This window comes from Nonomuraea sp. NPDC049504, from assembly GCF_040676845.1.
Lineage (GTDB): Bacteria > Actinomycetota > Actinomycetes > Streptosporangiales > Streptosporangiaceae > Nonomuraea > Nonomuraea salmonea.
Genome location: NZ_JBFAPT010000023.1, coordinates 98,266 through 122,918, shown reverse-complemented (window position 1 = coordinate 122,918; position 24,653 = coordinate 98,266). Strand labels below are relative to the sequence as shown.

18 protein-coding genes are annotated in these 24,653 nt (G+C 70.9%); 15 read left to right on the top strand and 3 right to left on the bottom strand.

Features of this window, described 5'->3' with window-relative positions; translation table 11 throughout:
• Positions 1 to 112 precede the first annotated feature (112 nt).
• The 3 genes from AB0K28_RS36350 to AB0K28_RS36340 are packed head-to-tail and all read left to right on the top strand — an operon-like array spanning position 113 to position 3,608.
• Entirely contained in the window at positions 113 to 619 is a 507-nt protein-coding gene (locus tag AB0K28_RS36350; RefSeq protein WP_364378877.1) for a PadR family transcriptional regulator, read from the top strand.
• Positions 616 to 1,344, top strand: a complete 729-nt coding sequence (locus tag AB0K28_RS36345) for an ABC transporter ATP-binding protein (RefSeq protein WP_355411976.1) — start codon at positions 616 to 618, stop codon at positions 1,342 to 1,344. The genes AB0K28_RS36350 and AB0K28_RS36345 overlap by 4 nt, the downstream gene beginning before the upstream one ends.
• The gene (locus AB0K28_RS36340; RefSeq protein WP_364378874.1) at positions 1,341 to 3,608 is read left to right on the top strand and encodes an FtsX-like permease family protein; all 2,268 of its coding nucleotides are present in this window, start codon (positions 1,341 to 1,343) and stop codon (positions 3,606 to 3,608) included. Before AB0K28_RS36345 ends, AB0K28_RS36340 begins: the two co-directional genes overlap by 4 nt.
• On the opposite strand, the gene treS is transcribed toward AB0K28_RS36340, so the two are convergent.
• A complete protein-coding gene (gene treS / locus AB0K28_RS36335; protein ID WP_364379024.1) occupies positions 3,595 to 5,319 on the bottom strand; it encodes a maltose alpha-D-glucosyltransferase in 1,725 nt (574 codons plus the stop codon). The genes AB0K28_RS36340 and treS overlap by 14 nt on opposite strands.
• 264 nt (positions 5,320 to 5,583) lie before the next feature.
• A complete protein-coding gene (locus AB0K28_RS36330; RefSeq protein WP_364378871.1) occupies positions 5,584 to 7,221 on the bottom strand; it encodes an asparagine synthetase B family protein in 1,638 nt (545 codons plus the stop codon).
• A gap of 71 nt (positions 7,222 to 7,292) precedes the next feature.
• Between AB0K28_RS36330 and AB0K28_RS36325 the strand changes: the two genes are divergently transcribed.
• The 6 genes from AB0K28_RS36325 to AB0K28_RS36300 all read left to right on the top strand — a co-directional run bounded on the left by AB0K28_RS36325 (position 7,293) and on the right by AB0K28_RS36300 (position 15,397).
• The gene (locus AB0K28_RS36325; protein WP_364378868.1) at positions 7,293 to 9,140 is read left to right on the top strand and encodes a hypothetical protein; all 1,848 of its coding nucleotides are present in this window, start codon (positions 7,293 to 7,295) and stop codon (positions 9,138 to 9,140) included.
• A 62-nt stretch (positions 9,141 to 9,202) separates the two neighbouring features.
• On the top strand, positions 9,203 to 9,811 hold the full coding sequence (locus AB0K28_RS36320; RefSeq protein WP_364378865.1) for an anticodon-binding protein: 609 nt from the start codon (positions 9,203 to 9,205) through the stop codon (positions 9,809 to 9,811).
• Between the two features lie 120 nt (positions 9,812 to 9,931).
• On the top strand, positions 9,932 to 11,314 hold the full coding sequence (gene lysA, locus AB0K28_RS36315; protein WP_364378862.1) for a diaminopimelate decarboxylase: 1,383 nt from the start codon (positions 9,932 to 9,934) through the stop codon (positions 11,312 to 11,314).
• Positions 11,311 to 12,606 carry a homoserine dehydrogenase gene (locus AB0K28_RS36310; protein WP_364378859.1) on the top strand — a complete coding sequence of 432 codons (1,296 nt, stop codon included), beginning with the start codon at positions 11,311 to 11,313 and terminating at the stop codon, positions 12,604 to 12,606. Before lysA ends, AB0K28_RS36310 begins: the two co-directional genes overlap by 4 nt.
• 86 nt (positions 12,607 to 12,692) lie before the next feature.
• Entirely contained in the window at positions 12,693 to 13,766 is a 1,074-nt protein-coding gene (locus AB0K28_RS36305) for a family 2 glycosyl transferase (RefSeq protein ID WP_364378856.1), read from the top strand.
• Positions 13,763 to 15,397 carry a glycosyltransferase gene (locus AB0K28_RS36300; protein ID WP_364378853.1) on the top strand — a complete coding sequence of 545 codons (1,635 nt, stop codon included), beginning with the start codon at positions 13,763 to 13,765 and terminating at the stop codon, positions 15,395 to 15,397. Before AB0K28_RS36305 ends, AB0K28_RS36300 begins: the two co-directional genes overlap by 4 nt.
• A 618-nt stretch (positions 15,398 to 16,015) precedes the next feature.
• On the opposite strand, the gene AB0K28_RS36295 is transcribed toward AB0K28_RS36300, so the two are convergent.
• Positions 16,016 to 17,455, bottom strand: coding sequence for a glycosyltransferase (locus tag AB0K28_RS36295; RefSeq protein WP_364378850.1), 1,440 nt, complete (start codon positions 17,453 to 17,455; stop codon positions 16,016 to 16,018).
• 210 nt (positions 17,456 to 17,665) lie between these two features.
• Here AB0K28_RS36295 and thrC point away from each other — a divergent pair, with 210 nt between their 5' ends.
• The 6 genes from thrC to prmC all read left to right on the top strand — a co-directional run bounded on the left by thrC (position 17,666) and on the right by prmC (position 24,572).
• Positions 17,666 to 18,724: a threonine synthase gene (gene thrC, locus AB0K28_RS36290; RefSeq protein WP_364378847.1), complete on the top strand. Its 1,059-nt coding sequence runs from the start codon at positions 17,666 to 17,668 to the stop codon at positions 18,722 to 18,724.
• A 28-nt stretch (positions 18,725 to 18,752) separates the two neighbouring features.
• A complete protein-coding gene (gene thrB / locus AB0K28_RS36285) occupies positions 18,753 to 19,667 on the top strand; it encodes a homoserine kinase (protein WP_364378844.1) in 915 nt (304 codons plus the stop codon).
• Positions 19,668 to 20,124: 457 nt separating this feature from the next.
• Entirely contained in the window at positions 20,125 to 22,173 is a 2,049-nt protein-coding gene (gene rho / locus AB0K28_RS36280; RefSeq protein ID WP_364378841.1) for a transcription termination factor Rho, read from the top strand.
• Between the two features lie 187 nt (positions 22,174 to 22,360).
• Positions 22,361 to 22,579, top strand: a complete 219-nt coding sequence (gene rpmE / locus AB0K28_RS36275) for a 50S ribosomal protein L31 (RefSeq protein WP_148033924.1) — start codon at positions 22,361 to 22,363, stop codon at positions 22,577 to 22,579.
• Between the two features lie 89 nt (positions 22,580 to 22,668).
• Complete coding sequence (gene prfA, locus AB0K28_RS36270; RefSeq protein WP_345397535.1) at positions 22,669 to 23,721, top strand: peptide chain release factor 1; 1,053 nt, start codon at positions 22,669 to 22,671, stop codon at positions 23,719 to 23,721.
• Complete coding sequence (gene prmC / locus AB0K28_RS36265) at positions 23,718 to 24,572, top strand: peptide chain release factor N(5)-glutamine methyltransferase (RefSeq protein WP_345397538.1); 855 nt, start codon at positions 23,718 to 23,720, stop codon at positions 24,570 to 24,572. Before prfA ends, prmC begins: the two co-directional genes overlap by 4 nt.
• Positions 24,573 to 24,653 lie beyond the last annotated feature (81 nt).

Genomic DNA, 24,653 nt, shown 5'->3' with positions numbered 1-24,653 from the left:
AGAGTGTTTTACATACGTGTTAGGTAGATGCATTCATGTTATGCACACCTGTAATCTGTAGGTCAACGGATTGCTCTGTAACGCATACGTAACAGGACGCGGGGAGGTGGCGGTGCGGCTTCACCTGCTGGCGCTCCTGGCCAAAGAGCCGGCTCACGGCTACGAGCTGAAACAGGCACTGGAGCAGACCTTCGGCAGTGCCTATCCATCGCCCAACATCGGGCAGGTCTACGTCACGCTCGGCAGGCTGGAGAAGGACGGCCTCATCCGGGTGGTCGACGTCGAGCAGTCCAACCGGCCCAACAAAAAGGTCTACTATCTGACCGCCAAGGGCCGGGAGGTGCTGGAGGACTGGGTCGACGAGCCGACCGAGGGTCCCCGGGTGCGCGACGAGTTCTTCATGAAGCTCGTGCTCGCCCCGCTGACCGGCATCGCCGACCGCATGGTGCTGATCAGCCGTCAGCGCCGCCACTACTTGTCACTCATGAGCGATCTCAACGAACTCCTGGCCGCCACCCCGCCGACGGACCGCGTGGCGATGCTGCTCATCGAAGGAGCCATGCTGCATCTCCAGGCTGATCTTGACTGGCTCGAGCGCTGCCAGGAGGATCTGGCATGAGCTCGGTTGTGAAAACGGTCAATCTGGTCAAAATCTACCAGGATGGCGCGGTGCCGGTGCCCGCCGTGCGCGGGGTGGATCTCCAGGTCGAGCCGGGCGAGTTCGTCGCGATCATGGGTCCTTCCGGCTCGGGGAAGTCCACGCTCGTCCACATGCTGGGCGGGCTCGACGCGCGGACGAGCGGGGAGATCTGGCTCGACGGCAAGCGCGTCGACACCCTGTCGGAGAGCGCCTGGGCGCTGCTGCGGCGCAAGAAGATCGGCTTCGTCTTCCAGTTCTTCAACCTGGTCGCCAACATGACCGTCGGCGACAACGTCGAGCTGCCCGCGCTGCTGAGCGGCGCCTCGCCCAAGGTGGCCCGCGAGCGCCGCGAGAGCCTGCTGGAGGCGCTCAACCTCACCGACCGGGCAGAGGCGGCCCCCGCCCAGCTCTCCGGCGGCGAGCAGCAGCGGGTCGCGCTGGCCAGGGCGCTGGCCAACCAGCCCAGCCTGCTGCTGGCCGACGAGCCCACCGGCAACCTCGACAGCCGCAACACCCGCGACGTGCTCAACCTGCTCAGCAAGGTGCACAAGGAGGGACAGACCATCGTCATGGTCACCCACGACGCCCGCGTGGCGAGCCTGGCCGACCGGCTGGTGTCGCTGTTCGACGGCGAGATCGTCGACGACGGCCGCATCGCCCGCCGCCGCACCCGCACGGCGGGCGAGGTGATCGACCTCCGATGAGCACGTCTCTGGCCGGCAGCCGGTGGATCAGGGCCGACCTCCGCGCCAGGAGGGGCCAGGCCGCGCTGACCGTGCTGGCCGTGGCCGGCATCGTCGCCGCGCTGATCACCGCGGCGACCCTGCTGGAGGACGGCACCAACCCGTGGCGCAGCCTGTTCGCCCAGACCGACGGCGCCCACGTCTGGCTCTACACCAAGGACAGCCCTCAGGTCGCCTTAGGCGGCATCGAGGGCGTCACCCAGACCGCCGGCCCCTACCGCTCGGCGCCCGTCACCGTGGCTCAGAACGGCAAGAAGGAGCCGGCCGCGCTGCGCGCCATGCCGGCCACGCCGCCGGCCGTGGCACACCCCGTGGTGGCCGAGGGCAGGTGGCTCGACCCGTCCCAGCCCGACGGGGTGGTGGTCGAGCGGTCGTTCGCCGACTCCTTGGGGCTGCGCATCGGCGCGCCCTTCTCGATCATCGCGCTCAGCGGCCAGCGCCACACCCTCTACGTACGCGGCATCGCCGACTCCGCCGAGCAGGGCTTCTACCCCGAGTGGACGCCCGGCCTGGCGTACGTGCTGCCCCTCATGCTCGACCGCATCGAGCCCATGCTGGGCCGCAGCGAGTGGGTGACCGGGCTGCGCCTGACCGACGCCGAGGCCTCCCAGGTGGTCTCCCAGCGCGTCGTGGTCATGCTGGAGGACCGCCTGCAGCGCGTCTACACCTGGCGCGAGGTCAGGGCGGCCATGGAGCTGGACAACCGGCTGCTGGGCACGCTGCTCGCGCTGTTCGGCGTGGTCGGCATCGTGGCCGCCGCGCTCGCGCTGGCCAACGCGGCCGGCGGCCGGGTGCTGGGGCAGCTGCGCGACCTCGCCACCCTCAAGTCGATGGGCTTCACCAGGGGCCAGCTCGCGCTGCTGCTCCTCGTCGAGCACGGCGCGCTCGGCCTGCTGGGCGTGGCCATCGGTACGGTGGCGGGCTGGGGCGTGATGGCGGCCGTGCTCGGCCCGACGTCCGTGGCGCCCATCCCGGTGCTGGCCATCGTGGCGGGCACGGCCCTGCTGGTGCTGGCCGCCGTCGGGGTGCCGGCCTGGCGAGGCGGGCGCACGCCGCCGATCCCGGCCGCGCCCGCGGCGCCGCCGAGTGGCCGCCTGTCCAGGCTGGCCCGCCTGGCCCTCCTCGTACGCCTGCCGCCCGCCCTCGTGCTCGGCACCCGCGACGCCTTCACCCGCAGGGTGCCCGCGTTCCTGACGGCGTTCGGCCTGGCCGTGCCGATGATGATGATCACCATCGGGCTCGGTGTCTGGGCCACGCTGGACAACTTCCTGGCCCACCCGGAGCAGGTCGGCCAGCACGCCGCCCTCTACGTACGTCCCGGCAAACTGGAAGCGGCCGCCGCCGAGAAGCTGGCCGGCCGAGACCGCGACGTCAAAGCCGTCTACGCGGGCACCGACGTCAACGCGCTGGCTCCGGGCGAGGCCCGCTCGGTGAGGGTGCGGGCGATCGGCAGCTCGACGGACCCCTACCCGTTCCCGGTGGTCGAGGGCCGCATGTACACCCGCCAGGGCGAGGCCGTGGCCGGGCAGGGCCTGCTCGACCTGCTGGGGGTGAAGATCGGCGACCGGGTGCGGCTCACGGTGGGCGGCACCCCGCTGATCGTCCGGATCGTCGGCAGGACCGTCGAGCCGGAGCAGGACGGCGAGGTGCTCTCGGTCGGCATCGACAGCCTGGCGGCGAAGGACTCCGTGCCGCCGGAGTATTACGCGGTGGCGCTCAAGCCGGGCGCGGACCCCGGCGAGGTGCGGGGCAGGCTGCTCGCGGAGTCGGGCGAGAGCCTCGACGTGCAGGCCGCGGTGAACCCGGCCGACCGGCTGTCGATCATCAGAGTGGTGATCGTGGCGATGATCGCCGTGCTGGCCCTCATCGGCCTGGCCAACCTGCTCACCGCCAGCGCGCTCGGCCTGCGCGACCACGCCTTCGACCTGGCCGTGCTCAAGGCCATGGGGCTGACCCCGCGTCAGGTCATGGCCACGCTGGTGACCGGCACGGGCCTGCTGGTCGTGCTCGGTGTGGGCGTGGGCGCCGTGGCGGGGGTCAGCGTGGTCACCGGCCTGATCGACCTGCAGGGTCACACCAGCGGCGTCGGCGCGGGCATCGGCCGCGCGCCGTCGCCGGTGACCCTGACGGTGACCGTGCTCATAGCCGTGGGCACGGCCCTCGCGGTCGCGCTGATCCCAGCGCGCCGCGCGGCCCGTGCCCAGGTGCCGGTCACGTCTCGCTGATCGCCTTGCGCTCGCTCTGCTCGTCCTTCTTCAGGGCGAACCAGTAGAAGCCGTGGCCGGGCAGCGTCAGCAGGTAGGGCAGCTCCCCGATGGGCGGGAACTGCACGCCGCCGCGCGCCTCGACCGGGATCATGCCCTCGAAGCGGCGCAGGTCGAGCTCCACCGGCTGCGGGAACTTCGACAGGTTGTTGACGCACAGCATCACGTCGTCGCCGTCCTCGCGCACGTACGTCAGCACGGACGGGTTGGACGACCACATTTCGGTGTACGCCCCGACGCCGAACACCGGGTGCTTGCGCCTGATCTCCAGCATCTTGCGGGTGAAGTGCAGCAGCGACCCCTCGTGGCGCTGCTGGGCCTCCACGTTGACCGCCTGGTAGCCGTAGATCGGGTCCATGACGGCGGGCAGGTAGAGGCGGCCGGGGTCGGCCGAGGAGAAGCCGGCGTTGCGGTCGGGGCTCCACTGCATCGGCGTGCGGACCGAGTCGCGGTCCTCCAGCCAGATGTTGTCGCCCATGCCGATCTCGTCGCCGTAGTAGATGATCGGCGAGCCGGGCAGCGACAGCAGCAGCGCCGTGAACAGCTCGATGCGGTCACGGTCGTTGTCGAGCAGCGGGGCCAGGCGCCGCCTGATGCCGAGGTAGGCCCGCATGCGCGGGTCCTTGGCGTACTCCTTGTGCATGTAGTCGCGCTCTTCCTCGGTGACCGTCTCGAGCGTCAGCTCGTCGTGGTTCCGCAGGAAGATGCCCCACTGCGCGTGCTCAGGCAGCTTGGGCGTGAGTGACATGATCTCGGAGATCGGCTCGCGGGTCTCCTTCTTCACCGCCATGTAGATGCGCGGCATCAGCGGGAAGTGGAAGGCCATGTGGCACTCGTCGCCGCCCGTGGTGGGGTCGCCGAAGTATTCGACGACGTCCTCGGGCCAGCCGTTGGCCTCGGCGAGCAGCACGCGGTCGGGGTAGAGGCGGTCGACCTCGGCCCTGATCTTCTTCAGGTACGAGTGCGTCTCGGGCAGCCCGGCGCAGGCCGTGCCCTCGCGCTCGAACAGGTAGGGCACCGCGTCAAGACGGAAACCGTCGATGCCGAGGTCCAGCCAGAACCGCAGCACCTCCAGCATGGCCTCCTGCACCGCCGGGTTGTCATAGTTCAGGTCCGGCTGGTGGTGGAAGAAACGGTGCCAGTAGTACTGCTTGCGCACCGGGTCGTACGTCCAGTTGGACTCCTCGGCGCCGATGAAGATGATCGGTGCGTCGGGGTAGCCGCCGGGATGGTCTGACCACACGTAGAAGTCGCCGTACGGCCCCTCGGGGTCGTGCCGGGACGCCTGGAACCAGGGGTGCCGATCGCTGGTGTGGTTCATCACGAGGTCGGTGATGATCCGCAGGCCGCGTTCGTGGGCGGCCTCGATCAGCTGGACGAAGTCCCCCAAGTCCCCGAAGTCGGGAAGGATCTTCATATAGTCCGAGATGTCATACCCGCCGTCGCGCAGCGGCGACTCGTACAACGGCAGCAACCACAGGCAGTCGACACCGAGCCACTCGAGGTAGCCGAGCTTCTCGATGAGACCACGTAGGTCGCCGGTGCCGTCGCCGTTGGAGTCCTTGAACCCCCGGACGAGAACCTCGTAAAACACCGCCCGCTTGTACCAGGCTGGGTCTTCCGAGACGAAGGCCTCGGAGATCGGCTCCGGCGTTGGGGATGCGTTGATCATGATGTCGCTCACAGGAAGAGATGTGGGCAGGACGAAGTCACCGGTTGCCCCGGCGTTACTATCTGGTGACCGCGCCGCGTGGAGTCGTCATCCCTGCGAACTCCACTGCCCTCGAACGAGACCGGATTTGTGATCTGGTGCCCGTTTGTGCGGCGCTTACGGGCCGAACACTACCAGCCCGTTGGCTTTCCGGAACCCGCTTCTGCTGTGCGACGGTTAATACCCGAGAGATCCGTATGTAATCGCCCTGTTACCCAGAGTTCACTAAAAAGGTGGAGCGACGTCCGAGAGGTCGTTCTCGAAGTCGTTCAGCCACAGCCCGAACAGCACGAGACCGCGCACCCAGAAGCGGTCGTTCCAGCCGTTGAACCTGGTCAGAGCATCGGGGCCGCCGGCCACCACCTCGTGCAGCTCATCCGACAGCAGCCCCGGCACCCGGCTCACCACGACCTCCAGCATCCGGTGCGCATAATTTCGGGCAGGAGCCGCGGTCGAGCGCAGCGGGACCCTCATGAGCGGCTGCTTGACCACGTTCGTCGAGGGCAGAGCGGCCACCCTCGGATTGGCCGCGTGCAGCACCTCGCGGTAGAAGCGGCCCTGGTGCTTGCGGGCCACCCCGACCGACAGCGCCGCGTCGAAGAACTCCGGATGGATGAACGGCGCCAGGAACGACGCCTCGGGGCCCACCAGGTTCACCGCCGAGCGCGCGATGCCCCGCACGGTCCTGGTGTGCAGCACCGACAGCGGCAGCTCGGCCCGGTGGCCGTGGAACATGGAGGTGGCCGCGAGGAACTGCTCGCGTACGGTCTCCTCCATCCACTGCGCGGCCGCCTTCGACAGGAACGGCTGCGACGGCTGCCCCAGTGACAGCGAGCCCAGCACCGCCGCCGAGCGCTCGGCCTGCGTCCTGGCCTCCAGCGCGGCCCCGCTGACCATGAAGTTCTTCAGCAGCGGCCCGCCCGCCAGGCCGTCCACCAGGATCCGGCCCGCGCCGTGCACCTCCTTGGCGAAGGGGGCGTACCAGGCGTGGTGCGGCGTCAGGTACTCCAGCCTGCGCGCCACCTCCATGGCGTCGGCCGGGTAGGAGGCGGCGTCCTGCGGGACCACCCGGTGCGGGATGCCCAGCTCCCTGGTGATCGCCCTGGCGAACGCGATGTCGGTGTCGGTGCCGTCGTCGGGGCTGGTCGTCCACGACTCGACGTCCGCGCCCCTGGCCTTGGCCACGCCGGCCAGCAGCCGGGAGTCGTAGCCGCCGCTGACCGGCACGAGCAGCGGGCGGCCTTCGTAGTCGGCGTAGACGTGGTCGAGCAGCTCGACGATCTCCTGAGGGCTGATCCACGCCTCGTACGGCTCCGTGCGCAGCCAGCGCGGCAACCGGCGCTCGGTGGTGAGCCTGCCGTGCTCCCACACCAGCGCGCTCGCCCCCGGCAGCCGTTTCACCTCCGTGTACGGCGTCGCCTCGCCCAGCGGGAACGTCACCTGCAGGATCGAGGCCCACGCCGACCAGTCGATCGCGACGGGCACCAGGGTGAGCAGCGGCTGGATCAGCGACGAGAAGTAGACCGCGTCGTCCACCCGCACGTAGTAGACGTCCACCAGGCCGAGCGCGCCCGTGTGCAGCGCCACCCGCCCGCCGTCGCCGATCAGCCCGGGGGTCTCGTACGTCTCCGCGACCGTGATCCACTCGTCCTCGGCCGCCTTGGGCCGGCGCTCGCCCCAGGCGAACGCGTACGCGTCACCGGAGCGGTGGTAGGGCGGCAGCGGCGTGGAGCTGAACAGCGCCGCGTCGGCCGACTGCAGCGCGGGCCAGACCTTCGGTCCCGCGGCGGTGAGCTTGCCGAGCAGTGCGGTATCGATCCGGCCGAGAGCGCCGCAGACGTAGGGCCTTACGTTGAACTGCACCGGATCTCATCCCTTCGAGACGCTTCCGCAAAAGAGTATCCTTTGCCGGGCTGAGAGAGTGGAGGTCCGGTTTGTCGACTGAGCTAGAGAGTACGCGGAGAGCGCTGCGTGACGCCGTCGCGCAGGCCGAGCGTGCCGCCGAGCTGGCCAGGCTGCTGGACGCCGCCCAGGCCAGGCTGGCCGAGGCCGAGCAGCGCGCCGAGGAGGCGAAGGCGCTCGCGGAGCAGCTCAGCGAGACCGAGGAACGGCTGGCCGCCGAGCAGGCCGCCGCGGACAAGCTGCGCAAGGAGCTGGCCGAGCAGCGCTTCCAGGCCGAGGTGGCCAACTGGAAGCTCTCGTCGATCAAGGTCGCCCGCTGGAACCGGCTGGGCGACGCCATCAAGAGCGGCAAGAGCAACCCGGTACGCCTGGCCAGGGGCCTCAAGGGCGCCGCCAAGCCGGTCAAGCGCCCCACGGCGCCCAAGCGCAAGCCCGTCGCCACCGGGAACAAGCCCCAGGACGAGCGCCCTGGCGCCGCCTTCCAGGCCACCACCAGCACCAGGACGCTGGGCGGCGCTCAGTTCAAGCTCAAGCCCTTCCGGGTGCCCACCGGCCCCAACACCAGGCCGCACCTGACCGCCGCCGTCATCGCCGACCCGCACGCCGAGGCGCTGCTGCGCTACGAGTGGCGGCAGACCACCGGCTTCACGCCCCGCGACTTCGCCAGGGTGCTCCCGCTGGAGGTGCCCCACCTGCTGGTCGTGGAGTCCGTCACGCAGGGCCCGTGGGCCGAGGAGATCATCGGCGAGCCGGGCGACGGGCTGAAGTCGCTGCTCGCGTGGTGCGCCGAGCGCGGCATCCGCACGGTCTTCTGGCACACCAAGGGCGACGTCTCCGCGTACGCGCAGGCCGCCGACCTGTTCGAGCACCGCTTCACCGCCGACCTGACCGTGGCGTGGCCGCGCCTGCAGTTCGGGGTGCAGCCCCGGGTGCACAACCCGCTGCCGCTGTCCGGTGGCCGCATCGACCGCGTGCTCACGCTCGACCAGCTCCTGCCCGAGCACCTGACCTACCCCGACGTGCTGACCTCCTACCGCTGGCCGGCCGCCGCCGACTGCCCGCCGGGCACCCCGCAGTGGCGTCTCGCCGAGATCGCCGCCTGCGGCACGCCCATCGGCACCGAGGCCGACTCGCGGCGGGCGCACGTGGCGCTGCGGCGGGCGTACGCGATGGGCACGATGAGCGAGCGCATCGACGAGATGCTCGACGCGATCGGCCTGCCCAGCGCGCGGCCCACGCTCAACACCTCCGTGCTGCTGCCCATCGTCGACCCCTACACGATGGAGCACGCGCTGGCGCAGGTCGCCCGGCAATCGGGCGTCGACCAGGTCATCGTCATCGGGCCGCCGGAGGCCGAGCTGCGGGCCCGCGACGTGCTGCCCGACGTCGAGGTCATCCACCGGCGGCCGGCGCCGTCCATGACCGTCGGCGCGATGCTCAACGCCGGCATCGACCTGTGCGAGGCCGACCTGGTCGCGGTCATGGACCCGCGCGACGTCTACGGCCCCCACTACCTGTCCGACCTGCGCAGGGCGTTCCTGTTCAGCACCGCCGACATCGTCGGCAAGGCCGCCTTCTACGCCCACCTGCGCAAGCCGCAGGCCACGCTGCTCAAGCAGCCGGAGGCCGAGTACGGCTACCTGCCCGAGATCGCCGGCGGCACCCTGCTCGCCCGCCGCAACGCGCTGCGCGAGCTGGGCTTCGCCGACCTCACCGAGGGCTGGGACGAGGTGCTCATGCGGCAGTGCCGTACCGACGGCGTCAAGGTCTTCTCCGCCGACCGGTTCGGCTACGTACGGGTGCGCGACGAGGACCGCTGGCTGCTCGGCGCGGCCCAGCTCGTCGAGTACGGCTCCGCCGAGCCCCACGCGCTCATCTGAGCCGCCCCCGTCCGCTCGTCGGGGAGGAACGAGCCGGGTGCCATGCGCATAAGGTCTTCGGAGTGACGTCCGATGAGCTGGTCGCCGTGCTGGGGGAGCCGCCCGTGCCCGACGGCACGTGGGAGCACGAGATCCGCTACGTCTCCGCGGCGGCCCTGCGGCGCCGGATCCCGCCCGGTGAGCTGGCCGAGCGGGTGCGCGCGCTCGGGGGCGTGGTCCGCGCCGAGGTGGCGGGGGCCGGGTTCCTGCGGATCGTCGTGGACGACCCCTTCCTGCTCATCGAGGCGGCGCCGGTGCCGTACGAGCCGTCCTGGCCCGACTTCCCGCGCACCTGGGACAACCCCGGCTTCGTCGTGCGCTACGCGCACGCGCGCGCCTGCGCCGTGCTGAGGTGGGCGGCGGACCTCGGGGTGCCCGGCCCGGCGGGCCTGCCCGACGACGCGGCGCACCGGCACGTGCTCAGGGTCCTGGCCGAGCTCCCGGGACGCCGGTCGAGCAGGGACCCCGGGTGGGAGGCGTACCTGGTGCGGCTGGCGCTGGCCTACCACGACGCGCACGAGCGGGCGCCCGCCGTTCCGGCGGGCGACGAGGAGCCGTCGCCGGCGCACGCGGCCCGCGTGCGGGTGGCCGATGTGGTACGTACGGTGCTTCCCGGCCCAGACCGGCTGTGAGCAGAAAATATCCGGTGAAACGGCGAAAAAGAGTAAAAATTACCCTGCCAGACCTTGATCGCGTCTCGATACGTGGTCACAGGGTCATGGCTTACTTGCGCTTCCGATAGCCTCGATCGGGTGAGTCGATTCGCCCATCCCGCCGGGGACCGGCACGCCGAGATGCTGCCCCACGAGCGCCCGCCGCAGGCGCCCGCCGACCTCAACCGGATCAACCCCGCGATCTGGCCTCGAACGTCGAGCCGGGCCGACGGGGCGCTGACCGTGGGCGGGGTGGACGTACGCGACCTGGCCCGCGAGCACGGCACCCCGCTCTACGTCATCGACGAGGACGACGTGCGCTCGCGCATGCGCGACTACGCCACGGCCTTCGCCGGCTCCGAGGTCCACTACGCCGGCAAGGCGTTCCTGTGCAAGGAGATCGTGCGCTGGCTGCTCGACGAGGGCCTCGGCCTCGACGTCGCCAGCGGCGGCGAGCTGGCCGTCGCGCTCAGCGTCGGCTTCCCCGCCGAGCGCATCACCATGCACGGCAACAACAAGTCCACCGCCGAGCTGCGCAGGGCGCTGGAGGCCGGCGTCGGCCACATCGTGGTCGACTCCTTCGACGAGATCGCCCGGCTCGGCCACCTCGCCCAGGAGCACGGCAAGCGGCCCAAGGTGATGATCCGGGTGACCACCGGCGTCGAGGCCCACACCCACGAGTTCATCGCCACGGCCCACGACGACCAGAAGTTCGGGCTGTCGCTCAACTCGGGTGCGGCGGCCGAGGCCGTACGCCGCATCCTGGCCCTGCCCCAGCTCCAGCTCGTCGGGCTGCACTCCCACATCGGCTCCCAGATCGTCGACACGGCCGGGTTCGAGGTCGCCGCGCGGCGCCTGGCCGGGCTGCTCGTCGAGATCAAGGAGGAGCACGGCGTCGTGCTGCCCGAGCTCGACCTCGGCGGCGGCTACGGCATCGCCTACGTCGAGGGCGACGACGCCCCCGACATCAAGGAGCTGGCCGACGGGCTGCGCGAGATCGTCACCAAGGTCTGCACCGACGCCGGCCTGCCGGTGCCCCGCCTCACCATCGAGCCTGGACGCACCATCGTCGGCCCCGGCGGCATCACCCTCTACGAGGTCGGCACCATCAAGGACGTCGAGGGCCTGCGCACCTACGTCAGCGTCGACGGCGGCATGAGCGACAACGTCCGCACCGCCCTCTACGGCGCCGAATACTCCGCCGCCCTGGCCAGCCGCGCGAGCCAGGCGGAGCCCATGCTCAGCCGCCTGGTCGGCAAGCACTGCGAGAGCGGCGACATCATCGTGCGCGACTTCCACCTGCCGAGCGACCTCGCGCCAGGCGACCTCATCGCCGTCGCCGCCACCGGCGCCTACTGCCGCTCGCTGGCCAGCAACTACAACTACCTGCCGAGACCCGCCGTGGTCGCCGTCTCGGGCGGCGCCTCCCGCGTGATCGTGCAGGGCGAGACCGAGGACGACCTGTTGAGGGGGCAGCTGTGAAACCGCTGAAAGTGGCGCTGCTGGGCTGCGGCGTGGTCGGCTCCCAGGTCATCAGGCTCATGCACGAGCAGGCCCCCGACCTCGCCGCCCGCGTCGGCGCGCCGCTCGAGCTGGCCGGCGTCGCCGTGCGCAGGCTCGGCCGCAAGCGCGACGTCGAGGTCGATCCCGCGCTGCTCACCACCGACGCCGAGTCGCTCGTCACCCGCGACGACATCGACATCGTCATCGAGGTCATCGGCGGCATCGAGCCGGCCCGCTCGCTGATCACGGCCGCCCTGTCGAGGGGCAAGTCCGTGGTCACCGCCAACAAGGCGCTGCTGGCCGAAGACGGCGCCACCCTCCACGAGGCGGCCAGGGCCGGCAACGGCGACCTCTACTTCGAGGCCAGCGTCGCCGGCGCCATCCCGCTGCTGCGCCCCCTGCGCGAGTCGCTGGCCGGCGACCACGTCAAGCGGGTGCTCGGCATCGTCAACGGCACCACCAACTACATCCTCGACAAGATGGACTCCACCGGCGCCTCCTTCACCGACGCGCTCGAGGAGGCCCAGACGCTCGGCTACGCCGAGGCCGACCCGACCGCCGACGTCGAGGGCTTCGACGCCGCCGCCAAGGCCGCCATCCTCGCCGGGCTCGCCTTCCACAGCCGGGTGCGGGCCGAAGAGGTGCACCGCGAGGGCATCACCGAGATCACCGCCACCGACGTCGCCTCCGCCAAGGCCATGGGCTACGTCATCAAGCTGCTGGCCATCTGCGCGCGCTCCGACGACGGCCGCTCCTTCGGCGTGCGGGTGCACCCGGCGATGATCCCGCGCAGCCACCCGCTGGCCGGGGTGCGCGAGGCGTACAACGCGGTCTTCGTGGAGGCCGAGTCGGCGGGGCAGCTCATGTTCTACGGCAAGGGCGCGGGCGGCGCGCCCACCGCGTCCGCCGTGCTCGGCGACCTGGTGGCCGTCGGGCGCAACCGCCTGGCCGGCACCCGCGGCCCCGAGGAGTCCACCTACGCCGAGCTGACCGTCCACCCCATGGGCGAGACCGTCACGCGCTGCCACGTGGCGCTCGACGTCGCCGACAAGCCGGGCGTGCTGGCCCGGGTGGCCGAGCTGTTCTCCAAGCACGACGTGTCCATCCAGACCGTCCGGCAGGAGGGCAGGGGCGACGACGCCCAGCTCGTCATCGTCACCCACCGCGCCACCGACGCCGCGCTCTCGGCCACCATGGAGGGGCTGCGCGAGCTCGACATCGTCCGCGCGGTGGCCAGCGTGATGCGCGTGGAGGGCGACGAGGTCGGCTGAAGGGGCGGTAATCGCCAGATCGCTCCCGAAACGGGCGTAAGGTAGGCGCCGCCGATTCCGTCCCTGCGCCCGAGGAGCAGCCTGCGATGTCCGAGACCCCCTGTGGCTTCGCGCGTACGCCGGAGAAGGGGCTGGCCCGCCTCCACTGGAACACCGGCGCATGGGCGGTCGAGGGCGGGCCGCCCGAGGTGCCGGAGCTGCGCCCGCTGCGCGGCCTGGAGGTCGAGTGGCCCGAGCGCGAGGTGCCGCTCGACGGGCTCATGCGGCTGGCCGCGGCCGGCGTGCCGCTGACCGCCGCCGACGCGCCCGCGTGGGTGCCCGCCGGCCTCGCCGCGCTGCTCACCGACCGCGACTGGCTCGCCCACCCGGCCGACGGCACCGCGCGCTCGCTGGCCGACCTGCGGCGCGAGGAGCACAGCGTACGCCTGCGCCGCCTGGCCCACCCCACGGCCATCCCGCACGTCAGCATCGTCATGGCCACCAAACGGCCCGCCATGGTGCCCGCCGCGCTGGCGCAGATGGAGCGGCAGCGCGACGTCGTCGCCGAGGTGCTGCTCGGCCTGCACGGGGTGGCCTTCGACGAGGTACGCGAGGCCGTCGGCTCCTGCGCGCTGCCCGTGCGCCACGTGGAGGCCGACGCCTCGGTGCCGTTCGGCGAGGTGCTCAACCAGGCCGCAGCCCTGGCGGAGTGCGACTATCTGGCGAAGTGGGACGACGACGACTGGTACGGCCCCCGCCACCTGGCCGACCTGTTCATGGCGCTGACGTACGCGGGGGCCGACGTGGTGGGCACCACGGCCGAGTTCTTCTACCTGGAGCCGCTGGAGGCGACGATCAGGCGCACGACGTTCGCCAGCGGGGCGAGCTATCCGAGCGAGGTCCACGCCGATCACGTGGCGGGCGGCACGATCATGGTGTCCCGGTCGAAATTCCACGACATAGGCGGATATCCCGCGCTGCCACGGGCCGTCGATCTCGAGTTCCTCAAGGCGGCCAAGAGCGCGGACGCCCGCATCTACCGCACCCACGGCCTCGGCTACGTCCTGCGCCGCGGGCTCAGCGGCGAGCACACCTGGCAGCTCCCGCTCGCCCACTTCCTCAAGGTGGCCGCCAACCAGTGGCGGGGCTTCCGCCCGAGCCTGCTGATGGAAGCCGCGTGACCGCCCGCGTACGCGGCAACGACTACCGCGTCCTCGCCTCCGGCGAGCCCTTCGAACCCCGGCTCACGGTCAGCGTCGTCGTGCCCGCGTACGGCGGCCAGGACAAGCTGGACCTGGTGCTCGCCGCGCTGGCCAGGCAGACGTACCCGGCCGAGCTCATCGAGGTCATCGTCGTCGACAACGGCAGCGAGCCACCGCTGCGCCTGCCCGCCGAACGGCCCGAACTGACCCGGCTGGTGCGCTGCGAGCGCCCAGGACGCGCCGCCGCCCGCAACGCCGGACTGGGAGCCGCCACCGGCGAAGTGATCCACTGGCTCGATTCCGACGTGCTGCTCACCCCCGGCGCGATCGAGGCGCACATGCGCTGGCACCACGCCGCCCCCTACCTCGTCGTCACCGGCTACCTGCGCTTCACCGAGGCGCCCGTGCCCGCCGAGCTGCCGTCCGACCTGGAGGCCGCCTTCGAGCCCGCCGAGCCGCACGCCTGGCTCGTCGACCTCGTCGAGCGCACCGACGGGCTCACCGACAACGCCCAGCGGCCCTTCAGCCTGCACGTGGGCGGCGCCACCTCCGTCAACGCCGCCCTGATCAAAGCCGCCGGGCCCATGGACGACGACCTGGTGCTCGGGCAGGACACCGAGCTCGGCTACCGGCTGTGGCAGGCGGGCGCGGTCTTCGTCCCCGAGCCCGCCGCGCGCGGCTACCACCTCGGGCCGACCATGCGCATGCGCGACAAGGCGCCCATCGACCGGGTCAGCCACGCGTTCGTCGCCGACCGCATCCCGGCCTACCGGTGGCTGCGCGGGCATCCCGGGCGGCAGTGGAAGGTCCCGTACGTCACCGCCGTCGTCTCCGCGACGACCACCGGCTACGACGAAGTGCGGGCCACCGTCGACGCGCTGCTGGCCGGCACCGTGCCCGACGTGTCCGTGCTGCTCGTCGGCCCCTGGGACACCCTCGACCACGACCGCCGTGCGCCCCTGAAGGACCCGTCGCTCGACCTGGTGCTGATCGAGGGACACTACCGGCACGAGGGCCGGGTACACCTGGTGACCTCGGCCTCAGCCTCGGCCTCGGTCGACCCGGCGGTGCCGTACACGCTGCACCTGCCCGCCGGCTGGATCCCCGGCCACGACACGCTCGCCCGCCTGCTCGACCTGGCCCGCGACGAGGGCCTCGGCCTGGTGAACCTGCTCCTGGACGAGAGCTCAGGCGGCGTCGTGGCGGCCAGGCTCGAACGCGCCTCCGCCTTCGCCAGGGCCCGCATCGTGGCCGCCGCTGGCGAGAACCTGGACGACGTGGTGGACGAGGTCGCCGGCGTGCTGTGGGCCGACGGCGCCACCTACGGCTTCACCACCGAGGCCGAGCCGCCGCAGGGGCGGCGCAGCGCGTACAAGGAGAAACTGGCCGCGCAGGCGGAGGCGGCCCGGCTGGCCAAGGAGGCCGAACGCCTGCGCGCCCAGGTGGCCAAGTGGCGCGAGGAAGCAGGCACCTGGCGCAAGTCGGCCGTGGAACTCCGCCGCGAGGTAGGCACCCTCCGCCGCCGCATAGCCGCCGCCAACCGCCCCCAACAAGACCTCCGCTCGCTGGTGTCGACAACAGTAAAACGCGCCTTCCGCCGCACCCGCTGACCCCGCTCGGGGCGGGATGGGGGTACAGCCGGCCACCACGGGGTGGGGGTACAGCCGGCCACCACGGGGTGGGGGTACAGCCGGGCCCACAGGCTGGGGGCACAGCTAGGCCCTCGGGTGGGAGCACGGCCAGGCCCACGGGTGGGAGCACGGCCAGGCCCACGGGTAGGGCGACAGCGGCCGAACGCTCAGCCGACCCTCCAGCGCGCAGCGGACGCGCTCTTCGCGGCCGGAACCGCCGACCCACCTCCTCCGCAGCCGCCGGCCTCGCCGTGTGAGGGGGGCGGGGGCGGGGCCACAAGCGAGCCCTTCAACGGTGACTCACCCCACGGGGTGCGAGGCGGCAGCGGCCGGACACTCAGTCGGCCCTTCAGCGCGCAGCGGATGCGCTCTTCGCTGGCGGATCCGCCGACCCACCTTCTCCGCCGTAGCCGCTGGCATCACCGTGTGGGGTGGGGGCGGGCGTAGCTGGTTTCCCTCCTCCCTAAAGGCGCCTCAGCCGCCGTGGGTTCCCCCTCCTCAGAAGGACCTCAGCCGGCGTGGGTTCCCCCTTCTCCCCGAAAGACCTCAGCCGGCGTGGGGTTCCTTTCCCAAAGGACCCCCAGCTGGTGTGGTGGGTTAGTTGGGGCGGAGGGCTGATTTGAGGCGGCGTAGGAGGGTTTTGTCCGGCGGGTCCGATGAGACCTGCACGGTCGCCTGCGGGGCCGGGATCGTGACCGGGTCCGGCTGCGCGGGCGCGGGCCAGAAGCGGTCGGGCGGCTCGTGACGTACGCCGTGCGTGGCCGCGATGACCTCGTCCACGTCATCGCCCGCGCCGGTGAGCAGCACGGCCCGGCCCAGCGCGGAGGTGCGTTCGAGGCGGGCCGTCCGCCCGTCCGGGAGGTTCACCACCAGCACGCCCGTCAGGTCCTTCTGCACCGATTCGATCATCCGCTCCAGCGTCGCCCGGTGCAGCGGCACATCCACGGGCCCCCGGTAGCGGAACGGGATCGGGGCCGGCGTGGACGCGGGCTCGTCGATGAGGCGGACGCGTTCGTCGTGCGCGAACAGGTCACGCAGCAGCCGCAGCTCGAAGTCCGGGTCGGACAGCGAGTAGCGGCGCCCGTCGGCCAGCCGCGACCACGGCCCGACCAGCGTCACCACGACGTCCTGCACCTTGCCGTCCAGCGCCGCCGCCACCGCCTGCCGCACGGCGGTCTCGGAGGCGCCGGAGACGTCGAGGACGACCTCCACGTACGGCACCAGCCACCGCCGCCCCCGGTCCTTGCGCAGGTCACGGCGGAGCGGGATGCGATGGGCCAGGAAAGGCTCCACGGCACGCACCGCCCGCTCCCTGTCGCGATGCTGCGAGGGCAGCCCCAAGTGGACGGCCTGGGCGTCCATGTCGGGCACGAAGACCACGCCGTGCATGGCCAGCCGATAGGAGAACTCGGTGTCCTCGCCACGCGCGACCGTAGGGTCGAGCCCGCCCACGGCGTGGAAGACCTCCCTGGGAAGGGCGAAGGTCGGCCCCGTGCACACGTGGTACGGATTGCGGCTCTTGCGCAGCCCGTCGGTCTTGGCGATCGTCGCCTCCGTCGAGCTGGCCACCGCCGTCTCCAGGTCGAACAGCTCTCCCAGGTGTCCCGCCAGGAAGACCTGCTCGGGGGTGACGGGCGGCGCGTCGACGAACTTCTTCATGCCGATCGTGACCAGGTAGTCGGTCTGGTGGTGCCAGCGCGCCAGGGCCTCGATGTGCTCCCTGCAGGCCACCATGTCGGAGTCGAGCCGCTGGATGATCTCGCCGTCGGCGGCCTTCGCCCCGGTGTTGACCGCGTTGGAGATGCCCCCGCCGTCGCGCACGCGTACGAGACGGGTGTTGAACGGCCGGATCTCGGGCAGGCGGATGGGCGGGTCGCTGCCGTCGTCGACGACCAGGACCTCCATGAGGTGCTCCGGGTACGTCTGCGCGGCCAGCGCCGCGAGCGTCAGGTCGAGCTTGTCCTGCCCGCCGCGCGCGGGTATCACCACGCTGACGGAAAGGGCGGGTGACCAGGCGCCGAGCAGCGGTGCCGTCACCGGTGAATAGTCGTTCTGCCTCAGAGCAGGACGCGCGTTCATGGTCGTGACCCCCTGGCCGAGACCTTATCGGGAGATGCTGAGAATTTCCTGAATAGTGCTCCTGTCCAATGCAGGAGTTCGGCGGGTGTCCGACCCGTGGACGCCGCTCCGCGACGGTCCCCGGCACCCCGTACACTCTGTGCCCAACAGCGCAGGTAGGGAGTCATCATGAGCAGGTCGTGGCGTGGCCTCATCGAGGAGTACCGCGAGCGTCTTCCGGTCACCGCGAAGACGCCCGTCATCACGCTGCTCGAAGGCGGCACGCCGCTGGTGCCCGCGCACCGCGTCTCGGCGCTCACGGGGTGCGAGGTCTACCTGAAGGTCGAGGGGGCCAACCCGACGGGCAGCTTCAAGGACCGCGGCATGACGATGGCCATCAGCAAGGCCGTCGAAGAGGGCGCCAAGGCGGTCATCTGCGCCTCCACGGGCAACACCTCCGCCTCGGCCGCCGCCTACGCCGTACGCGCCGGGCTGACCTGCGCCGTGCTGGTGCCACGGGGGAAGATCGCGATGGGCAAGCTGGCCCAGGCGCTCGTGCACGGTGCCACGCTGCTGCAGGTCGAGGGGTCGTTCGACGACTGCCTGGAGATGACGCGCAAGCTGTCGTCCAACTATCCGATCGCGCTGGTCAACTCCGTCAACCCGTACAGGTTGCAGGGCCAGAAGACCGCCGCGTTCGAGATCGTCGACGCGCTCGGCGACGCCCCCGACATCCACTGCATCCCCGTCGGCAACGCCGGCAACATCTCGGCCTACTGGATGGGCTACGGCGAATACGCCGCCGACGGGGTGGCGACGAAGCGGCCGCGCATGTTCGGCTTCCAGGCCAGCGGCGCGGCGCCCATCGTGCAGGGCGCGCCCGTCACCCACCCGCACACGATCGCCACGGCCATCCGCATCGGCAACCCGGCGTCGTGGTCGCTGGCCACCGCGGCCCGCGACGAGTCGGGCGGCGTGATCCAGGCGGTGACCGACCGGCAGATCGCGGCGGCGTACAAGTTGCTGGCGCAGGAGGAGGGCGTGTTCGTCGAGCTCGCTTCCGCCGCCAGCGTAGCGGGGTTGCTGCAGGCCCACGCGCAGGGCATGGTTGATCCGGGGCAGCGCATCGTGTGCACGGTGACGGGCAACGGGCTGAAGGACCCTGACTGGGCGATCTCGGGGGCGCCCGCGCCGGTGGTCATCCCCATCGACGTCCACGCCGCCGCGGCGGCGCTCAACCTCGCCTGACGGGGAGTGACGAGGGAAAAGTGAACGAATGAGGACCGTTGACATTCGCGTGCCCGCGACGTCGGCCAACCTGGGGCCGGGTTACGACGCGCTCGGGCTCGCGCTGAGCCTCCACGACGAGGTCACGGCCACGCTCACCGGGGAGCGAGGCGTCCACGTCGTCGTGGAGGGCGAGGGGGCGGGGGAGGTCGATCCCGGCGAGGGGCATCTGGTCGTCAAAGCCATGCGGGTGGCGTACGACCGCATGGGCGTGCCCCAGCCGGAGGGCATACACCTGCACTGCCGCAACCGCATCCCGCACGCACGGGGGCTCGGGTCGTCGTCGGCCGCGGTGTGCGCGGGCATTCTGGCCGCGCGCGCACTCGCGGACTCGGGGGAGAACGCGCTGAGCGACGACGACGTCTACGCGCTGGCCACCGAGATGGAGGGCCATCCTGACAACGTCGCGCCCTGTCTTTCCGGTGGGCTGACGGTCTCGTGGTCCGACCACACCGGGCTGCCGCATAGGCTGAAACTAGTTCCCGACCAGCGCATCCGTCCGGTCGTCTGCGTCCCTTCGACGCGGTTGTCGACGGAGGCCGCCCGGGGGCTGCTGCCGAAGGACGTGCCCCACGAGGACGCCTCCTTCAACGCCGGCCGGGCCGCGCTGCTGATCGCGGCGCTGACCCAGCGGCCAGAGCCGGGGCTCCTGCTCGCCGCCACAGAAGATCGGCTCCACCAGCAATACCGCGCGCCTGCCATGCGGCAGAGTGCGGATCTGGTAGAACGTCTCCGTGCAGTGGGCGTGCCCGCGGTCGTTTCGGGAGCGGGTCCCACGGTTCTTGCGTTTTCGACATCGGATTCGCAGGATTTGATCGCGCCAGAAGTGGGTAATGACTGGCACATCCAGCAAATGGACGTCGACCCGGTTGGTGCGAACGTTCAGTTCCCCGAGACACGCTGATGCCTCTTTAGACCTTCAGGGAATAGCCGTGTGCGCTGGTGATGTTAGGCTGATAGCCGCACCAGATGCCCCCTTGGTGGGTGCGTGCTTGTCAGCCATACATCGCTGCATCATGCTTCACGTCGCGAGGCGTGAGCAGCGCGGCTGTCTCCCCGGAATCCGTTGCCTCCGGTTGGCCCACACCCGGTTGGCGCAACGCGAGGTGGCGACGACGGGGATCTGCGCGTTCGAATCATCTCGACATCTGGTTGGCGACAGCAATCTGGGGGGTGTCAGCCACGCGCCAAGGGCCATCGGCGGCGTGGACGAACCCCTCCCCAAGAGTGGCGGCCGTCTCAAGCGACAGCCGAAGATCGCAAAGTGCACCCCGACCCGGTCTGTCCCGCCGGATCGCAAGCACCTCCGGGACGCCCGGAAGAACAAATCCGGCGCCCGACCCCTGGGAAGGACCTTTTAGTTGAGCGACACCACCGAACTCCTCTCCGACGCATCAGGCGCTGAGCCGGCGTCCGGCGACACCCCCACCCGCGCAGCGGCCAAGCCGCGTGCGCGTCGCTCCGGCACCGGCCTGTCCGCCAAGGTGCTGCCCGAGCTGCAGAAGATGGCAGCGGAGCTGGGCATCAGCGGGACCGGGCGCATGCGGAAGAGCCAGCTCATCGCGGCCATCCAGGAGAAGCAGGGTGGCGGTTCCGGAGACGGCGCAGCGACGGCCGCGCCGGTGGCCGAGGCCCCCGCGGCCGCCCCCGCAGAGGCGGCGCCCGCGGCGGAGCGACCCACCCGTACACGCAGGGAACGTTCCCGCGCCAAGACCGTGGAAGAGCCCGCGCAGCAGCCCGCCGCCGCCGCGCCCGAGCCCGTGGCCGCCGCGCCTGAGCCGGTCGCCGCCGCCGTGGCGGAGCCGGTCGTGGAGCAGCAGTCGCAGCCCGCGGACGCCGGACAGGGCGAGTCGCGCTCCGAGCGCGGCGAGAGCAGGCGCGAGCGCCGCAGCCGTGGCGAGCGCCGCGAGCGCGGCGAGCGGGGCAGCGACCGTAACAGCGACCGCGGTGACCGTGGTGACCGTGGTGACCGCGGTGACCGTGGCGACCGCATCAGTGACGGCGGTCGTGACAGCGGCCGCGACGGCGGCCGTGACAGTGGTCGTGACGGCGGTCGCGATGGGGGTCGCGGCGACCAGCGCGAGCGCGTCGCAGCCGACGCGGGCGGCCGTTCCGACCAGCGCGGCGACCAGCGCAACGACCCGCGCAACGACCAGCGCGGCGGCGACGACGACGAGCGCGGCGGACGCAGCCGCAGGGGCCGCTTCAGGGAGCGCAACCGTGGCCGTGGCCGCGACCGCTTCGACAGCGGCGAGCCCGTCATCGGCGACGACGACGTGCTCATCCCGATCGCCGGCATCCTCGACATCCTCGACAACTACGCGTTCGTCAGGACCAGCGGCTACCTGCCCGGCAGCAACGACGTCTACGTCTCGCTCGCCCAGATCCGCCGCAACGGCCTGCGCAAGGGCGACGTCATCACCGGCGCCGTGCGGCAGCCGCGCGAGGGTGAGCGGCGCGAGAAGTTCAACGCGCTGGTCCGCCTCGACACCGTCAACGGCATGGACCCGGAGCAGGCCCGCAACAGGCCCGACTTCAACAAGCTGACGCCGCTCTACCCGCAGGAGCGCCTGCGCCTCGAGACCGAGCCCAACATCCTCACCACGCGGATCATCGACCTCGTCTCGCCGATCGGCAAGGGCCAGCGCGGTCTCATCGTCTCGCCGCCGAAGGCGGGTAAGACGATGGTGCTGCAGGCCATCGCCAACGCGCTCACCCGCAACAACCCCGAGTGCCACCTCATGGTCGTGCTCGTGGACGAGCGGCCTGAAGAGGTCACCGACATGCAGCGGTCGGTCAAGGGCGAGGTCATCCACTCGACCTTCGACCGTCCCGCCGAAGACCACACCACGGTCGCCGAGCTCGCCATCGAGCGGGCCAAGCGCCTGGTGGAGCTGGGTCACGACGTCGTCGTCCTGCTCGACTCGATCACCCGGCTCGGCCGCGCGTACAACCTCGCGGCCCCCGCGTCCGGGCGCATCCTGTCGGGTGGTGTCGACTCCACGGCGCTCTACCCGCCCAAGCGCTTCTTCGGCGCCGCCCGCAACATCGAGAACGGCGGCTCGCTGACGATCCTCGCCACGGCCCTGGTCGAGACCGGGTCGAAGATGGACGAGGTCATCTTCGAAGAGTTCAAGGGCACCGGCAACATGGAGCTCAAGCTCAACCGGTCCCTGGCCGACAAGCGGATCTTCCCGGCGGTCGACGTCGACGCGTCCAGCACGCGTAAGGAAGAGATCCTCATGGCCAAGGAGGAGCTGCAGATCGTCTGGAAGCTGCGCAGGGTGCTGCACGCACTCGACATGCAGCAGGCGCTGGAGCTGCTCCTGGAGAAGATGAAGGAGACCAAGTCCAACGCGGAGTTCCTCATGCAGGTCCAGACGACCACGGTGAGCAACGACCGCGGCTAGCGGCTGCGTCGTGAGGGGTGGCGGTGTCGTCCGCCACCCCTCACGCGTTCCCGTGCCGGGCTCATGAGGAATGAGCGATGGCCTGGGATGGTTTCACGATCTGGCACACTGGTAGCTGACCATTTTGCGGTTCCGGTTCACGCCATGCGTGAAGGCGACCCGGCGGCCGCACCCCGAAAGGACAGCGATGAAGCGCGACATCCACCCTGACTACCACGTGACGCAGGTGACCTGCTCCTGCGGCAACACGTTCACCACCCGCAGCACCGCGAAGAACGGCGTGATCCACGCCGACGTGTGCTCGGCCTGCCACCCGTTCTACACGGGCAAGCAGAAGATCCTCGACACCGGCGGCCGGGTGGCCCGCTTCGAGAAGCGCTTCGGCAAGAAGGCCTCGGGCAAGTAGCTCCACGTACGCCGGCCCGGACGCACACGCGTGCGCCGGGTCGGCGTTGTTGGTGAACGGCCCGTACTTCTCGATACAAAGGATCCACGGTGAATCTCGACGAGTTGCTCAAGGAGTATTCCGAGCTGGAGTCGCAGCTCGCCGACCCCGCCGTGCACGCAAACCAGAACAGGGCCCGCACGCTCGGCAAGCGCTACTCCCAGCTCACGCCCGTCATCGGCACCTACCGCGAGCTCGAGTCGGTCCGCGAGGACCTCACGGCCGCCAAGGAGCTGGCCGGCGAGGACGAGACGTTCGCGGCCGAGGCCGCCGAGCTGGAGGCCCGCATCCCGCAGCTCGAAGAGCGGCTGCGCCACCTGCTCATCCCGCGCGATCCCAACGATGACAAGGACATCATCATGGAGATCAAGGCGGGCGAGGGCGGCGAGGAGTCCGCGCTGTTCGCGGGCGACCTGCTGCGGATGTACCTCCGCTACGCCGAGCGGCTCGGCTGGAAGACCGAGATCATCGACAGCCAGCCCTCCGACCTCGGCGGCTACAAAGACGTCACGGTCGGCATCAGGGCCAAGGGCGACGAGGGCGTGTGGTCGCGGCTGAAGTTCGAGGGCGGCGTCCACCGCGTGCAGCGGGTGCCCGTCACCGAGTCGCAGGGCCGCATCCACACCAGCGCCGCGGGCGTGCTCGTCTACCCGGAGGCGGAGGAGGTCGACGTCCAGATCGACCCCAACGACCTGCGCATCGACGTCTACCGCTCCAGCGGCCCCGGCGGCCAGAGCGTCAACACCACCGACTCCGCGGTGCGCATCACCCACCTGCCCACCGGCGTCGTCGTCTCCTGCCAGAACGAGAAGAGCCAGCTCCAGAACAAGGAGTCGGCCCTGCGCATCCTGCGCGCCCGGCTGCTGGCCATAGCGCAGGAGGAGGCCGAGGCCGCCGCCCAGGCGGAGCGCAAGTCGCAGGTCCGCACCGTCGACCGCTCCGAGCGCGTCCGCACCTACAACTTCCCGGAAAACCGCATCTCCGACCACCGCGTCGGCTTCAAGGCGTATAACCTCGACCAGGTGCTCGACGGCGAGCTCAACGCCGTCACCCAGGCCCTCATCGACGCCGAGATGGCGGAGAAGCTCGCACAACACTCATGACATTTCTGCTGGACGAGATCGCGCTCGCCACTGCCCGGCTGGCCGAGGCAGGCGTTCCTTCGCCGCGCACCGACGCCGAGGAGATCGCGGCCTTCGTCCACGGCGTGCGCAGAAGCGAGCTGCACACCGTCAAGGACTCCGACTTCGACGCGCTCTTCTGGGAGGGCGTGGCCAGGCGTGAGGCCCGCGAGCCGCTGCAGCACATCACCGGCCACGCCTACTTCCGCTACCTCGAGCTGGCCGTCGGGCCCGGCGTGTTCGTGCCGCGGCCCGAGACCGAGGTGATGGCCGGCTGGGCCATCGAGACCCTGCGCGAGATGGACGTCACCGCGCCGCTCGTCGTCGACCTCGGCACCGGCTCCGGCGCCATCGCGCTGTCCATCGCCCAGGAGGTGGCGCTGGCCGAGGTGCACGCCGTCGAGGTCGACCCCGCGGCGTACACGTGGGCCAAGCGCAACATCTCCGAGCTCGGCCAGGGGCGCACCCACCTGCACCCGGAAGACCTCGCCGAGGCGCTGCCCGAGCTCAACGGCAAGGTCGACCTCGTCATCTCCAACCCGCCCTACATCCCGCCCGGCGCCATCCCGCGCGACCCCGAGGTGCGCGACTACGACCCCACCCGGGCTCTTTACGGCTCGGGCGACGACGGGCTCGGCGAGGTGCGGGCCGTCGAGCGCACCGCGCGCCGGCTGCTGCGGCCCGGCGGGTGGGTGGCCGTCGAGCACGCCGACGAGCAGGGCAGGGCCGTCTACCTCACGTTCCCCGAGGACAACGGCTGGCGCGACGTACGCCTGCGCCAAGACCTCACCAGACGAGACCGCTTCGTCACGGCCAGGCTGGGCCAGGATTAGGATGCACGCGAAGCGGCGCTACCTGCTCCTGACCGCCGGGGGCCGTGGCGACCGTACTTGGAGGAAGGAGGAGGCCTCGAC